Here is a 14,309-nt window from a genome sequence, read left to right on the forward strand (position 1 = left end):
CATTACCAAAATGGAAACGGCGCCCTCTGGCAACCCATATTCCGGGTTTAAATGCGTCCCGCAGGACGTATCGCGACATGCGGCTCTGACCTTCCCAGGGCGCGGCTTCCGTGACCCAATCTCGCCATGGCGCTGGTTCCGCTCGTCAGCGACAGGCATCGTGCACGCAGAAACGCTCTTCAGCGAGAGGTCAGAAGCCCGATATCGCCGCCGATGGCCGCATGGTTGATCGTCACCACGGTTTCGCTCAGCAGCCATTCGGGGCGGACGGTATCGAGATCATAGACCGGTACGACCATGCCCTCCCGGGCGGTGACCGTCAGGGCGGCCTGCTCGGCGCTTTCTGCTCCACGCTGGATCAGCATGGCGTCGCATTCGGGCAGCGCGCCGGGGTCCACGCGCGTGATTGCGTTGGCAAGCTGGCGCGAGACCTGACGCAGCCATTCCACAGCGGGATCGGGTGCGAGCACGAGCACGGTATTGCCCGTGCCCAAAGCGAGCCCGACTGCGTGGAGCAGGGAAGGCCAGCTTTCACAGGCGCAAAGAATGACGCCGCGCGGACGCAGGCTGTAGCGGTTGCTTTCGCCGGAGGGCGCCGGCAGGTCGAATGACAGCCCGCTCAGCGCGTGAGCAATCACAGCGCGCACGCGTCGGGCCGAGGGCGGGTCACGCGGCTCGAGAAAGGACAGGAAAGCGCGTGCGGTAGAAGGAACCGGCGTTTCAGGAGGCGCGACGATCGGGCAGGGCGCGCCGTGCATCAGCCTCGGCAGAAGAAGCGGTCCGCCCAATTTGGGCCCGGAGCCGGACAGGCCTTTGCCCCCGAAAGGCTGCATCCCGATCGTGGCCCCGATAATGGCCCGATTGACATAGATATTACCGGCTCGACTACGTGCGCAGGCGCGCTCGATCATGGCGGGAAGGCGGCTCTGTACGCCGAACGTGAGTGCATAGCCTGTTGCGTTCAGCGCATCGATCACGCCATCGAGTTCATGCCGCGCGTAACGCCGTATATGCAGGACCGGGCCGAATACTTCCTGGCCGATATCAGCCACACGCCCGATCTCGATCAGGGTTGGCGCTACGAAATGCCCCCGCAAGGTCTCGGCCTGCATGTCAGGCTGCCAGACGCGATAACCCGCGCGCCTCATGCGCTCGACATGGTCTTCCACACGCGCCCGGGCGCTGGCCGAGATCACCGGGCCGATATCGGTCCTGAACTGGTCAGGCGCTCCGATACACAACTCGCGTATGGCGGATTGAAGCCGCTCGATCAGTGCGTCGGCTCCGTCTTCCTGAATCAGCAAGACGCGCAGCGAGGCGCTGCGTTGCCCGGCGCTGTCGAAAGCGGAAGACAGGATATCAGGAATGACCTGCTCGGGGGGCACGGAGCTGTCCACGAGCATGGCGTTCTGCCCGCTCGTATCGGACAGCAGGGGTACAGGCTGACCCGTGCGCCCGGTACGCCCGAGCAATTCGCGACTGATGGTTTTCGCAACGGCTGTCGAACCGGTGAACATCACGCCGTCTATGCGTGAATCCGCGACGAGCGAGGCCCCGACATTTCCTTCACCGGGCAGGAGCTGAAGGGCACGCGCGGGAAGCCCTGCCTCCAGAAACAAGCCGAGCAGCCGGGCGGCGATCAGCGGTGTTTCTTCCGCAGGCTTGGCGATGACCGCGTTGCCCGCAGCCAGAGCGACCGCCACCTGCCCGGTGAAGCTTGCGAGCGGGAAATTCCATGGGCTGATGCACAAAATGGTGCCAAGAGGCGCGCCGAGCCCGCCTGTTTCGGCAAGGCTGCGTAGCTGGGCAGCGTAGTAGCGCAGATAATCAACCGCTTCGCGCCATTCCCCCACGGCATTGGCCAGGGTCTTGCCCGCCTCGCGCATCAGCAGGGCGATCAGGGCTATCTGGTCCTGCTCCAGAGCCAGAGCCATGCGATCGAGACAGTCGGCGCGGGTGCCGGGCTCGGTTCGCCGCCAGATCATGTCGGTTTCGGCGGCATTGAGCGCGGCGTCGATATCGCGTGGCATGGCATAGACGACCACCCCCACCCGGTCTTCATGGGTGGCCGGGTTGGAGATGGCGCGCGGTCTGCCTTCCGGTCGGGGCATGGCGGCGCCCATCGGCAGAGCCTCGAGCAAGGCAACCTGACCGGGCAAGGTGCTTGCGAGCGCTCGCAGTGTGAGCGGGTTCGCCAGATCGAGACTGGCGGCCGAGACGCGCTCGGGCAAGAACAGCTCGGTAGGGGGCGTGATACGCTGGCTTGGCATGCCGCGCGGCAGGACATTGCGCGCCTTGGCCACGGGATCGGCGATCAACGTATCCAGGGCGATGGTCCGGTTGGCGGCCTGATTGACGAAGGAGCAAGGAGCCCCGTTCTCGAGCAGACGACGCACCAGGGTCGGGGCGAGGCGTGAATCGGGGCCGATCGGGGCCATGATCCGACAGCCCGGCGTTGCAGCATTCTGCCCCGTGCCGCTATGTCCCGCACCGGAAGCGGCGTTGGCGCGCATCAGTGGGGCATAGAGCGTTTCGCCCATGCCATGCAGGCAGCCGAATTCATATCGACCCGGGGTGAACGGGTTGGCCAGCGCCATGATGGTCGCGATGCTTCGCGCATTATGGGTGCCGAACTGGGGATAGAGCGCTTCCGGCGCCTCAAGTGCCTGTCGGGCGCAGGCGATGAAGCTCACATCGGTGTGGCATTTGCGCGTGAAGACCGGGTAATCGCTGGCCGATTCCCTTTGAGCGTCGCGGATCTCCCGATCCCAGAACCCGCCCTTGACCAGACGGAGTACGATACGTCTCTCGGTTTCGCCCGCGAGCGCGATGAGATGCTCGATCACGGGCAGGCATCTTTTGTCGCTGGCCTGCACTGTGAAGCCCAGTCCGTTCCACCCTGCCAGCTCATGCAGATGGCAGAGCGCCTCGAATAGATCGAGCGACAGCTCCAGTTCCGTGCTGCGACCGGCATCGAGGATCAGGAGAATATCGGCGGCACGCGCGCGTTGTGCCAACGTGGCGAGAAAGGGCAGCAATTCGGCTTTGATGCGTGCAAGCTGCGTGGTCTCGAACCGGGGGTGCAGCGACGAGAGACACAGCGAGAGGGCCGGGCGCTCGAACAGCGTGTCTCCCCGAGCCTGACGTCCCAGCGTATCGACCATGGTGAGTGCGTCGCGCCGGGCCATTTCGGCTTCCTCGGCGGTCTGGGCCGTTTCGTGCAGGGCGGCATAGGCGAGTGTGAACCCTTGCTGTTCCAGCTTGCGCCCGCGCCGCAGGGCCTGATTCAGGGTTTCGGCCAGAACGAACTGGCTGCCCATCATGCGTATGGCTTTTTCCACCCCGTGACGAATGAAGGGGGCCGTTCCGCGCATGGCCAGGCTGCGCAGCCCGCCCGTCACGGCATTGAAGCGAGACGAGGTGGACATGGCCCAGCTCGCGGCATTCAGGAAAAACGGATGGTCATGGCCGCCATGATGCAGCCATTCCCCCTGGCCGATCTGGTCATGGATCAGCGCATCGCGTGTCGGGGCGTCGGGAATGCGCAACAGCGTTCCCGCAAGGCAGAGCAGAGCCTTCCCCTCGGCCGACACAAGGGGGAAGGCCTGCATCATGGTCTCGACCCCTTTTGTATCGGCGTTCTCACGCAGGGCCGTGGCGAGGATGCGGGACTGAGCCTCGATCTCTTCCATCTGGCTGTCGGTCAGGGTCGCGCGGGTGAGGAGGGGAGCAAGGATTTCCGCCTCGGGGCGGCGGGCAGCATGGGCGATGGCCTCACGCGTGGGCGAGAGCGCCGGACGATGAGGAAGGAAACTGGAAAACGGAATCATGCTGTCTCAGTCGCGCGAGAACCCAAAGCCCGAGTCTAGACGGGCCCATGGAGCAGGAAAACCCTGCGGTCGTTACTTGTGAGTCATGAACGCCCGGGGATTGGCCCCCGCCCGATCAAAGGGGCGCGAGGGACAGGTCACGCGGGGCACTGGCGATGTGACGGGGCCGGAGCGGCTGCCCGTGCGGCATCTGCCGGAGAACGGGACAGGCGACAGACAGGCCTGAAGGGTGTTGCGCCGATCAGGGATGACGTCTGGTGAAGAAACGCACGTTGCGCTCTTCGATGTTCAGATCGCGCAGGGCGTCGGCGAATTTCTCGAAATGCGGGGTCTTCAGATGCGCTTCGAAAGCGGCGCGTCCGGTGTAGACTTCATGGAGCACGATGATGTCAGAGGCATCCTGTTGTGTCAGCACGTCAAAGGTCAGGCAGCCTTCCTCATCGGCAAGGGAGCGGTCGCTGTCATAGCGGCACATTTCGAGAAACGCCGGGAAGCTTTCGGCGGGAGCCGCAAATTCCGCGATGACGGTGAAATGCTCGGACATGGCTATAACTCCATCGAGTTTACTGAATTGACTTTTCTGCCCCAATTCTGCGAAGAGTAAACACCGATTCACGGGAGAGACCGGACAATTTTTCCGGCGCCGAAGGAGCAACCGCCCCGGAAACTCTCAGGCAAAAGGACCGCGATCGGCTGGAACTTCTGGAGAGAGGCATTCCTGTGGGATGTCCGCCGACGGGATAGCGATCTCAGGCAAAGGCGACAGAAGGGGCGACGATTTTTTCGTTTTCTGCCTTGGGGGATTCCGCCCGTTGTCCGACGCGCTCTCATTCACGCCGCTCAATGACCTGCATATCGAGCTCGGAGCTCGCATGGTGCCGTTTGCGGGCTATTCGATGCCCCTGCAATACCCGGCCGGGCTCATGGCAGAGCATCTGCATACGCGCAAAAGCGCGGGGCTGTTCGACGTTTCCCATATGGGACAGCTGCGGATCACCGCGAAGAAGGGCACGCTTAACGATGCCGCCCTCGCACTTGAAAGCCTGATCCCTGTCGATCTGGCGGGTCTGGGTGCCAACCGCCAGCGCTACGGTTTTCTCACCAATGACGCAGGTGGTATCCGTGACGATCTGATGGTCGCCAATATGGGTGACTGGCTGTTCGTGGTCGTCAATGCCTCCTGCAAGGCCGCCGATACGGCGCTGATGGAAGCGGCTCTCGGGGATCGGGTGGTGATCGAGAAGCTCGATGATCGCGCCCTGCTGGCTCTTCAGGGGCCGGAAGCCGTCAACGTGCTTCTGGATCTCTGCCCTGAAGCGGCCGAGATGCGGTTCATGGATGCGATCGAGGCCGATATCGATGGCGTTGCCTGCACTTTGACCCGCTCGGGTTATACGGGTGAGGATGGCTATGAGATCGGTATCCCGGCCGAGCATGCCGAGCAGATCGCCCGCGCGCTTCTGGCCGATGAGCGCGTTCTGCCTATCGGTCTGGGCGCGCGCGACAGCTTGCGTCTCGAGTCCGGTCTTTGCCTGTACGGGAATGACCTGGACGAAACCACCACACCCGTCGAGGCCGCCCTTGGCTGGGCCATGCAGAAGGCGCGCCGTGAAGGCGGCGCACGTGCAGGGGGCTATCCGGGCGCCGAGATCATCATGAAGCAGGCGCGTGAGGGCGTGTCCCGCCTGCGCGTGGGTCTGGCGGCGGAAGGGCGTGCGCCCGTACGCGCTGGTACCGAGCTTTTTGCCGATGAGGCGGGCACGCAGAAGGTGGGTGTCGTCACCTCCGGTGCCTTCGGTCCCAGCATCAATGCCCCTGTGGCGATGGGCTATGTGGAGACGGCTCATGCCGGCCTCGGCACCACGCTCTACGGCGCCCTGCGCGGCAAGTACGTGCCGGTTCAGGTGCGCGCCCTGCCTTTCGTCCCGCCCGGCTTCAAACGCTGAAAACCGTCAACTGAGAGAACGCGATCAATGAGCACCACCTACTACACCCCGTCCCATGAATGGATCCGTCTCGAAGGCGATATCGCCACGGTCGGCATCACGGCTCATGCTTCCGACGAACTCGGCGAGCTGGTTTTTGTGGAAGCCAAGGACGAAGGCACCGAAGTGCCGCAGGGTGAGCCTGCCGCCGTTGTCGAATCCGTCAAGGCCGCTTCGGACATCTATGCCCCGGTGAGCGGCGTTCTGGCCGGGTTCAACACTCGTCTTTCCGATGAGCCGACCCTGGTCGGTACAGATCCGGAAGGCGAGGGCTGGATCTTCAAGCTCCGCGTGAGCGACTCCGCCCAGCTCGAATCCCTCCTCGACGCAGATGCCTACAAGGCATCGCTTTGATCTGACCGCCGGACTGGCTTGCCGGTCCGGATCCCTTTGTACCGTCAGATCCGGATGGCCGGTCTGATGCTTCCTTCCGAGCACAGGGTGGCCCGTGCCGTCCTGACTCGTTTGCGTTCCTGACGAGGATCTGCCGAGACGTGACCCGTAACGCCCCGCTCAATACGTCGCCCAATACATCGCTGTGGCCCGCGCATGAAGACGACCAGTTCGTCTCGCGCCATAACGGCCCGCGTCCCGGCGAAGTCGTTTCCATGCTCAAGACGCTCGGTGTACCGAGCATCGATGCGCTGATCGAGCAGACCGTGCCTTCTGCCATTCTGGACCGCAAGGCCTCTGGCGTCGGTCCTGCGCTGACTGAGAGCGAGGCACTGGCGCGGCTGAAGCAGATCGCAAGCCGCAATGTGGTCATGCAGTCCATGATCGGGCAGGGCTATTACGGCACGATCCTGCCTCCCGTCATCCAGCGCAATATTTTGGAGAATCCGGCCTGGTACACGGCCTATACGCCGTATCAGCCAGAAATCAGCCAGGGCCGTCTTGAAGCGCTGCTGAACTTCCAGACACTGGTCTGTGACCTGACCGGGCTCGATATCGCCAATGCCTCGCTTCTGGACGAGGCCACGGCCTGCGCCGAAGCCATGGCGCTTGCCCAGCGCAACGCCAAGACCAAGAGCACGGTATTCTTTGTCGATTCCGACACGCATCCCCAGACCCTTGCGGTGCTGCGGACGCGTGCCGAGCCTCTGGGCTGGACCATCCAGCTCGGTAACCCTGAAACCGATCTCGAGCCTGAAGCCGTTTTCGGTGCGCTGCTGTCCTATCCGGGCAGCTCGGGTGAAGTGCGTGATTTTCGTGGGGTGATTGCCTCCCTGCATGAAAAGGGTGCCATTGCGGCCCTTACCTGCGACCCGCTGGCCCTTGTTATGCTTGAAGCGCCCGGCAAGCTGGGCGCCGATATCGCCATCGGCTCCATGCAACGTTTCGGGGTGCCCATGGGCTTTGGTGGCCCCCATGCCGGGTTCATGGCCGTGCGTGACGCCTATAAGCGCACCATGCCAGGCCGTCTGGTTGGTGTGTCGCGTGATAGCCGCGGCGCCTCTGCCTATCGCCTCGCACTGCAGACCCGCGAACAACATATCCGTCGCGAGAAGGCGACCTCGAACATCTGCACGGCACAGGTGCTTCTGGCGGTCATCGCTTCGATGTATGCGGTCTATCACGGCCCAGAGGGTCTCCGCGCCATCGCCCATCGCGTGAACCGTCTCGCGTCCATTTTGGCCGAAGGCCTGCGCGAACTGGCCGTCAAAATCGAGACCAGCGTCTTCTTTGACACCATCACGGTCGAAGCCGGTGAGTCCGCAGCCCTCGTGCTCGAGCGCGCCCGCAAGGTCGGAATCAATCTGCGCGATGCCGGTGAGGGGCGTCTCGGCATTGCCTGTGACGAAACCACCGAGGCGAGCCATATCAAGGCGCTGTGGCGCTGCTTCTGCCCGGATGATGCGCGCCTTGCTGCGCTCGAAGCCAGGCTGGACGGTGCCACGACCATCCCGGAATCGCTGACGCGCAGCGGGGCGTTCATGACGGCCGCCGTCTTCCACGCCCATCGCTCCGAGACGGATCTGTTGCGCTATATGCGCCGTTTGTCCGACATGGATCTGGCGCTGGATCGCACCATGATCCCGCTCGGCTCCTGCACCATGAAGCTGAATGCCACGGCCGAGATGATCCCCATCACCTGGCCGGAGTTCGGGGCGCTTCATCCTTTTGCGCCAGCCGATCAGACCGAAGGCTATCAGGAGCTCTTCGGCATTCTTGAACACGCGCTTTGCGCCGTGAGCGGGTACGATGCCGTCTCGCTTCAGCCCAATTCCGGCGCGCAGGGCGAATATGCCGGATTGCTGGCCATTCGCGCCTATCATCAGGCCAATGGCCAGAGCGAGCGCGATGTCTGCCTGATTCCGGCCTCGGCCCATGGCACCAACCCGGCTTCCGCCCAGATGGTTGGCATGCGCGTGGTCGTCACAGCCTGCGACGCCACGGGGAATGTCGATCTGGAGGACCTGCGCAAGAAGATCGCCCAGAATGAAGGCCGCATCGCAGCCCTCATGCTCACCTATCCCTCGACGCATGGCGTGTTCGAGGAAGCCGTGATGGAAATCTGCGAGCTCGTTCACGAGGCGGGTGGTCAGGTCTATCTGGACGGCGCGAACATGAACGCGCAGGTCGGTCTGGCACGTCCCGGTCTTTACGGCGCCGACGTGTCGCATTTCAACCTGCACAAGACCTTCTGCATCCCCCATGGCGGCGGCGGTCCGGGCATGGGACCGATCGGGGTCAAGGCGCATCTTGCCCCACATCTGCCCGGTCGTCCGGAGCGTGGCGATGCCCGCGCGGTGTCGGCTGCCCCCTTTGGCTCGGCCTCCATCCTGCCGATTTCGGTCGCCTATGTGCTCATGATGGGCGATGACGGTCTGCGCGAGGCCACCGAAATGGCGATCCTGAACGCCAATTACATCGCAGCCCGTCTCGAGCCGCATTATCCGGTGCTCTATCGCGGCAGCAACGGACGCACCGCGCATGAATGCATCATCGATCTGCGTCCGCTCAAGGATGCTGTGGGCGTTACGGTGGATGATATCGCCAAGCGCCTGATCGATCATGGCTTCCATGCCCCGACGGTCAGCTTCCCCGTGGCAGGCACCTTCATGATCGAGCCGACCGAATCAGAAGGAAAGGCCGAACTGGATCGCTTCTGTGACGCCATGATCGCCATCCGTGAAGAGATCCGTGCGATCGAATCCGGAGCCATCGCTATGGAGGCCAGTCCGCTGCGTCATGCGCCTCACAGCACCGCCGATCTGGTGGGTGAGTGGGACCGTCAGTACGACCGTATGCAGGGCTGCTTCCCTAACGGGCTGGACCGCGTGAAGTATTTTGCGCCGGTCAATCGTATTGATAACGCCTGGGGTGACCGCAATCTGGTCTGCTCCTGCCCGGATATCTCGAACTACGCCGAAGCTGCGGAGTAAGACGGGTCGACCCTCGTCCTCTCCGAGGGGCGGGGGTCTTCTTTTTCTGGAAGAAAAAGAAGCAAAAAGACTTTTCTGGTTTTGGCTGGGGGCGTTGTGGAGCGTTTTCGCCCTCGGACCGCCGGAGGCATTTTCTCATTCGGCGGTGACCCTGAACCGGCACCTGCGCTTGCTTGTGCTCTTCTGGCTCAGACCCTCATCAAATCAAAAGTTTTTTGGTTCTTTTTTTCCAAAAAAGAACGCTCACTTCCCATCCTGCCGCACATGAACCCAAACCCCGCCTGTCAATTCGACAAGGCGTTGCGGCGTCATGCGTACCGAAGCCGTGATCGACCCGGCGGCGGGGATGATTTCGTCGAAGGCCTGGAGGGACTCATCGCAATAGACGGGGAGGGGAGCAGGCAGACCAAAGGGGCAGACACCGCCAACCGGGTGACTGGTGACGTCGAGCACGGCTTCAGGGCCCAGAAAGCGGGGCTTGCCGCCCAGCGCTTCGCGGGCGCGCTTGTTGTCGAGCCGCGCCGCACCCGCCATGACCACGAGTACGATACGCCCGCCCACATCTACGCAGAGCGTCTTCGCGATCTGATCGGGCGCCACGTTGTGCACGTCGGCGGCCTCGAGGACGGTGGCGGTGCTGCGGCCGTCATCGATGATCGACAGATCGGGGGCAAGGCGGGCGAGTTCGTCGCGAACAGAGTCCAGGCTCATACGGGTCTCAGCGTCTGATCAGGATATAATTGATGGTGAGGTCGATATCGAAATGGTCGCCCTTCATGTCCGGTGGCACCGGCGGCAGATGGGCGCCCTGGAACATGCCTGTGGTTGCAGCATCGAGGGAGTAGGAGCCCGACTGCCCGGTGAGTCGCACGGACTTCACCCGTCCGTCGCGGTCCAGGACCACATGCACGGAGGAGGGGCCGTCCTCGCCATTCTTGATAGCGTCTTCAGGGTAATAGAGATGCGCGCGAATCCAGCGATCGATCTCGCTGCAATAGTCATCGCTCACCCCGCGAATGGAGTTGCGCGTCATGAACGGCGCGTTGATCTGCCCATTGGTCGACAATGGACCGAGTGACATGTCGATCGGCGCACCAGAACCGCCACGGCGCCCGCGCTGACGACGCGGGGTGGAGGGGGCTTCGCCAAAATCGAGCGTGGTCATATTCGCGAAGGGGTTATCCGACTGCCTGGTGGTCGGGCGGCGGCTCGAACGATGGCTATGAGCCCGCGTCTGGGTCTGCCTGCCCGATTTGGCAATGCCGGGGCTGACCGGACGGTCTATCTGGGTCTTGGGCAGCTCTGTAGAAGGGCCCTCGGGGACAGGCGGAGCTGCGGGCGGTGTCGGGGTCGGAACGGCCGGGGTCGGGGTGGATTCGGCCTGATCGGGTTGCTGTTCCTGCTGTTGCTCGGGGCTGGATGCCGAAGGGGCATCGTGGCTCTGCGAGGGCTTTTCCTCCCCGCCCGGCTTGTCCTCATGCGGGCCAGCCATGCCACTGCGGGAGGGCGGCGCGAACATCATTTCGACCTGAGGCTGTTCTATGCCCTCGGGCAAACCGCGCGCATGGCGGGCGCCTTCGAGCAGCAGCAAGCCGATCAACAGGGCATGGGCGATGGCCGAGGCGACGAGAACGGTCGTGACGCCCGGATCTTCGAGAACCTGAGGGCGGATCAGTGAGGCGCTGGCCGGTTTGAGGTCCGGCTCGAGCCCGGTTCTCGGCTCGTGGTGGGAAAAACGGAATCGGCTGCCCTTGACGGGGGGAGGAGCGCGCAGCGACGCGGCAGCCGGCGCAAAAAGCAGCGGTTCGTTTCGCACCCGCTTCTTGCCCGGGCGCAAAGCATTGGCCACACCGGAAGAGGGCGGAGCCGGATCGACGGGCTGGGTGCGTTTCAGAAGAACACCTGTAGAGAAACAGAACACACGCCGCCACGTGGCCGGGCAGGCGGCGAACTCTGCATGACGACACGATCTGGCACTTGCCGCTATCATGGCATCGGACCCATCATCTTGCCAAGCGCATGAGGGCCAAGCTTGATACAGAAGAGAAAAAAGATGGTTCTCGATGATCCCGATCTCTACCGATGCCTCAGTCAGGATCCGTCGCTCGCCGCGGCCATGGAGCGCATAGGTCCCTGCCGCCTCAGGGGAAGCGACGGCAAGACGCCTTATCAGGCGTTGTTTCGCGCCATTGTCGGGCAGCAGTTGCACGGGCGCGCGGCGGAAGCCATTCTCGGGCGTATCTGCGCGCTCGGCGATGGCGAGACACCCAGCCCTCAGGATCTTGCGACCTACACGGATGAAAGTTTGCGCGCATGTGGTCTCTCTGCTGCCAAGCTTCTGGCACTGAGAGGGCTGGCCGAAGCGACCATATCGGGCGTCGTACCCGATCCGGTTGAAGCGCAGAACCTGAGCGATGACGCCCTGATTGCCCGGCTGGTTACACTGCGGGGGATCGGGCGCTGGACCGTCGAGATGTTGCTCATTTTTACATTAAATCGGCGAGATGTCCTGCCGGTCGATGATTTCGCGATCCGGGCAGGATGGCAGAAGCTGCGCGGGCTGGACCTGCCACCCAAACCCGCAGCATTACGCGCAGAGGGTTTGCGCTTTGCCCCCTATCGCTCCGCGCTCGCCTGGTATCTCTGGCGCCTGTCTGAGGAGGGCAAGGCCATCAAGAATGTGCTGACCGGAGATTGAGCGCCATGACCTGCCCGCCTCAGTGCCGGGTCAGGTCCGGAATAATCGAAAGCAGGAAATGCAGCCCTGGCGTGATGGTCGAAAGCGGGATGCGCTCGTTCAGCCCATGGCTGAAATCATCCGACGACTTGATGAAGATCGGGCTCGCGCCATAGCTCGGAATGCCGAGCTGCCTGAACCACATGCTGTCGCTTGCACCCGAACTCATGCTGGGAAAGCTCGGAACGCCTGGAAAAGCTGCCTGAGCCGCTCGTGCGATAGCCGGGGGAAATACGCCATCGAGGGGGGAGGGCTGTGTTTCGACCGAGCCTGCACTCCGGTCTTCGATCCGTATCGTCGGGTCCTGAACGAGCGCATTGAGATCACGCATGATGTCCCAGCGCGAATGCCCGGGGAAGATGCGGCAATTGATATTGGCTTCGGCGTGTTGGGGTAGGGCGTTCAGCGCATGGCCGCCCTTGATCATCGTGACCACACAGGTGGTTCCAATGCTCCCCACAAGCGCCGGATCGGCCCGCAGCGTGGCCACAGCCTCGGTATTGCCGGGGCTCGCGGCAAAGGCGCGCATGGCGGCTGCCAGCCTGGGGGAGGAGAAGCGCGCGGCATTCATGAAGTAACTGCGCGTAAGGGCATTCAGCTCAGGGGTGAAGGGATGGGCCTTGATCTTGAGCAGGCCGCTCGCCAGGACGTCGATGGCGTTGCGCGCACGTGGCTCCGAGGAATGTCCTCCCGGGTCACTGACGGTAAGCGCAAAATCCGCGTAGGTTTTTTCAGCGCCCGACCAGCTGTAATAGAGGGGGCGCCCGGTTTCCTCGTCGAGAACGCCCCCTCCCACATCCAGATTGAGAACCTCTTGCGCGTCGGAAAGCGATTTGGCGAGCATCTGGCTCGTTTGCATCGTCGTCTCTTCATCTCCCGAGAGAGCAAGGACGATTCCGCGCTCCGGACGGTAGCCCTGCTGCCTGAGATGAATCAGTGCTGTGATGCCGAGCGCATTGCTCATTTTCATATCGGTGGCGCCCCGACCGAAGAGATAGCCTTCCTCGACCACCGGGACGAAGGGGTCTCGAGTCCAGTCTGACGCGTTGGCGGCCACCACATCCATATGGCCCGAGATGACGAGCGGCTTCAGCGCCGGATTACGGCCCGGCCAGCGCAGGGTAAGATAGGCTGTCTGCCCCACAGGCGTGATTGTGATGGCCGAGGCGGGAAAGCCGCCCTCGGTCAGCGTTTTCTCGTAAAGGTGGGCGACATCCATGACCTGATTGTCCGGGCCTGCAACGGAACGCAGGGCGATCGAACTCTTCGCCAGATCAAGCGCCTGCAATCCGTCCCGTGTGAGGGAAGGCAGAGGCTCGGCCTGGGCGGAGCCGATGCAGAAAAGCAGCATCAGGGCGGAGCGTCTGATCATGGAAAAACCTTGCACAGGGCCTGACAATCAGATGTTCTCGATAAAATCGAGCATCTTTTCGGAAAAGAGTTTCGGGTTGTCCGCATGCAGCCAGTGACCCGCATCGGGGATGGTCTCGAGCCTGTAGTGCGGGAAGAGACGGCGCATGACCGGCTCATGGTCCTTGGTGATGTACGGAGAATGTTCCCCCCGCAGGAAGAGCGTCGGTCCCTCATAGACGTAACCCTCGGGAACATAGGGCCAGTTCTCGATATTCGTCATCGAGCTGGCAATGTCCCGCAGGCCGATCTGCCAGCCCGGCTCTGGACCGAGACGCACGTTCTGCAGCATCAGGTCACGCACGCTGCGGTTCGGAATATCCCTGGCAAGAAGCTGGTCCGCCTGCTGACGGTCGAGGTGATCGGGAAAATGGATGTGCAGCATCGCCTCGGCCAGAGCCGCCTGGCCGAATCCCGTGCGCGCAGGGGCCATATCGCCCACCAGCAGACCGGATACGAGCTCCGGATATTGAAGGGCCATGATCATGGCCAGCTTGCCGCCCATGGAATGCCCGACCAGAATGGCGGGTAGCGCTTCATGATGGCGCAGGGTCTCGACCACGTCATCGACCATGGCGGGGAAGTCCATCGGGCCGTGAGGGCTCTCGCCGTGATTGCGCAGGTCCAGCGCCAGGGTGCGATGGGTGCGCGCTACCTGGCGCTGCAGGAACCCCATATTGCGCCCTCGTCCGAACAACCCATGAAGAAACACGACCGGCGGATGTCCGGCGGGCTGGGCCGAGAGGCGTTCGATGACGTTCAGCAGCACGGTGAGAGGATCCTTTCAGAGCAGCGGAGTGGGCAGAGTCTGGGGTTTTCTGTTGCCTGCGGCAAGTCTGAACGACAATAAGGACAGTGCTCGCCCCCGGCTCTGGGGATCACGTCTCTCGAAAGTCATGTCAGGATCTTTCTTGGCCTCAGGGTTTTCCAGAACTGTCAGAGGGCTTGCCCTTAAACGGCT

10 protein-coding genes and 1 riboswitch are annotated in these 14,309 nt (G+C 62.9%); of the genes, 4 read left to right on the forward strand and 6 right to left on the reverse strand.

The window, feature by feature from the left end; all coding sequences use genetic code 11:
• Window positions 1-179 precede the first annotated feature (179 nt).
• Entirely contained in the window at window positions 180-3,830 is a 3,651-nt protein-coding gene (gene putA / locus C0V97_RS12735; RefSeq protein ID WP_127102968.1) for a bifunctional proline dehydrogenase/L-glutamate gamma-semialdehyde dehydrogenase PutA, read from the reverse strand.
• A 241-nt stretch (window positions 3,831-4,071) separates the two neighbouring features.
• Window positions 4,072-4,374 carry a putative quinol monooxygenase gene (locus C0V97_RS12740; protein WP_127102969.1) on the reverse strand — a complete coding sequence of 101 codons (303 nt, stop codon included), beginning with the start codon at window positions 4,372-4,374 and terminating at the stop codon, window positions 4,072-4,074.
• A gap of 61 nt (window positions 4,375-4,435) precedes the next feature.
• A riboswitch (glycine riboswitch) is annotated at window positions 4,436-4,526 on the forward strand.
• A gap of 116 nt (window positions 4,527-4,642) precedes the next feature.
• Here C0V97_RS12740 and gcvT point away from each other — a divergent pair.
• The 3 genes from gcvT (at window position 4,643) to gcvP (ending at window position 9,201) form a co-directional block, all read left to right on the forward strand.
• Window positions 4,643-5,776 carry a glycine cleavage system aminomethyltransferase GcvT gene (gcvT, locus tag C0V97_RS12745; protein ID WP_127102970.1) on the forward strand — a complete coding sequence of 378 codons (1,134 nt, stop codon included), beginning with the start codon at window positions 4,643-4,645 and terminating at the stop codon, window positions 5,774-5,776.
• A 27-nt stretch (window positions 5,777-5,803) separates the two neighbouring features.
• Window positions 5,804-6,169: a glycine cleavage system protein GcvH gene (gene gcvH / locus C0V97_RS12750; RefSeq protein WP_035443956.1), complete on the forward strand. Its 366-nt coding sequence runs from the start codon at window positions 5,804-5,806 to the stop codon at window positions 6,167-6,169.
• A gap of 140 nt (window positions 6,170-6,309) precedes the next feature.
• A complete protein-coding gene (gene gcvP / locus C0V97_RS12755) occupies window positions 6,310-9,201 on the forward strand; it encodes an aminomethyl-transferring glycine dehydrogenase (RefSeq protein WP_127102971.1) in 2,892 nt (963 codons plus the stop codon).
• A gap of 243 nt (window positions 9,202-9,444) precedes the next feature.
• On the opposite strand, the gene C0V97_RS12760 is transcribed toward gcvP, so the two are convergent.
• Entirely contained in the window at window positions 9,445-9,912 is a 468-nt protein-coding gene (locus tag C0V97_RS12760; RefSeq protein WP_127102972.1) for a YbaK/EbsC family protein, read from the reverse strand.
• A gap of 7 nt (window positions 9,913-9,919) precedes the next feature.
• Window positions 9,920-11,191 (reverse strand): energy transducer TonB, encoded by a 1,272-nt coding sequence (locus C0V97_RS12765; RefSeq protein ID WP_127102973.1) that lies wholly within the window; start codon window positions 11,189-11,191, stop codon window positions 9,920-9,922.
• A 63-nt stretch (window positions 11,192-11,254) separates the two neighbouring features.
• Between C0V97_RS12765 and C0V97_RS12770 the strand changes: the two genes are divergently transcribed.
• On the forward strand, window positions 11,255-11,899 hold the full coding sequence (locus tag C0V97_RS12770) for a DNA-3-methyladenine glycosylase (RefSeq protein WP_127102974.1): 645 nt from the start codon (window positions 11,255-11,257) through the stop codon (window positions 11,897-11,899).
• Between the two features lie 19 nt (window positions 11,900-11,918).
• Here the strand turns inward: C0V97_RS12770 and C0V97_RS12775 are convergent, their stop codons facing one another.
• Both C0V97_RS12775 and C0V97_RS12780 read right to left on the reverse strand, forming a co-directional pair.
• Window positions 11,919-13,310 (reverse strand): M20/M25/M40 family metallo-hydrolase, encoded by a 1,392-nt coding sequence (locus C0V97_RS12775; protein WP_127102975.1) that lies wholly within the window; start codon window positions 13,308-13,310, stop codon window positions 11,919-11,921.
• Window positions 13,311-13,337: 27 nt separating this feature from the next.
• Window positions 13,338-14,117, reverse strand: coding sequence for an alpha/beta fold hydrolase (locus C0V97_RS12780; protein WP_127102976.1), 780 nt, complete (start codon window positions 14,115-14,117; stop codon window positions 13,338-13,340).
• Window positions 14,118-14,309 lie beyond the last annotated feature (192 nt).

This window comes from Asaia sp. W19 (assembly GCF_003994335.1).
In the GTDB taxonomy this organism is placed as follows: domain Bacteria; phylum Pseudomonadota; class Alphaproteobacteria; order Acetobacterales; family Acetobacteraceae; genus Asaia.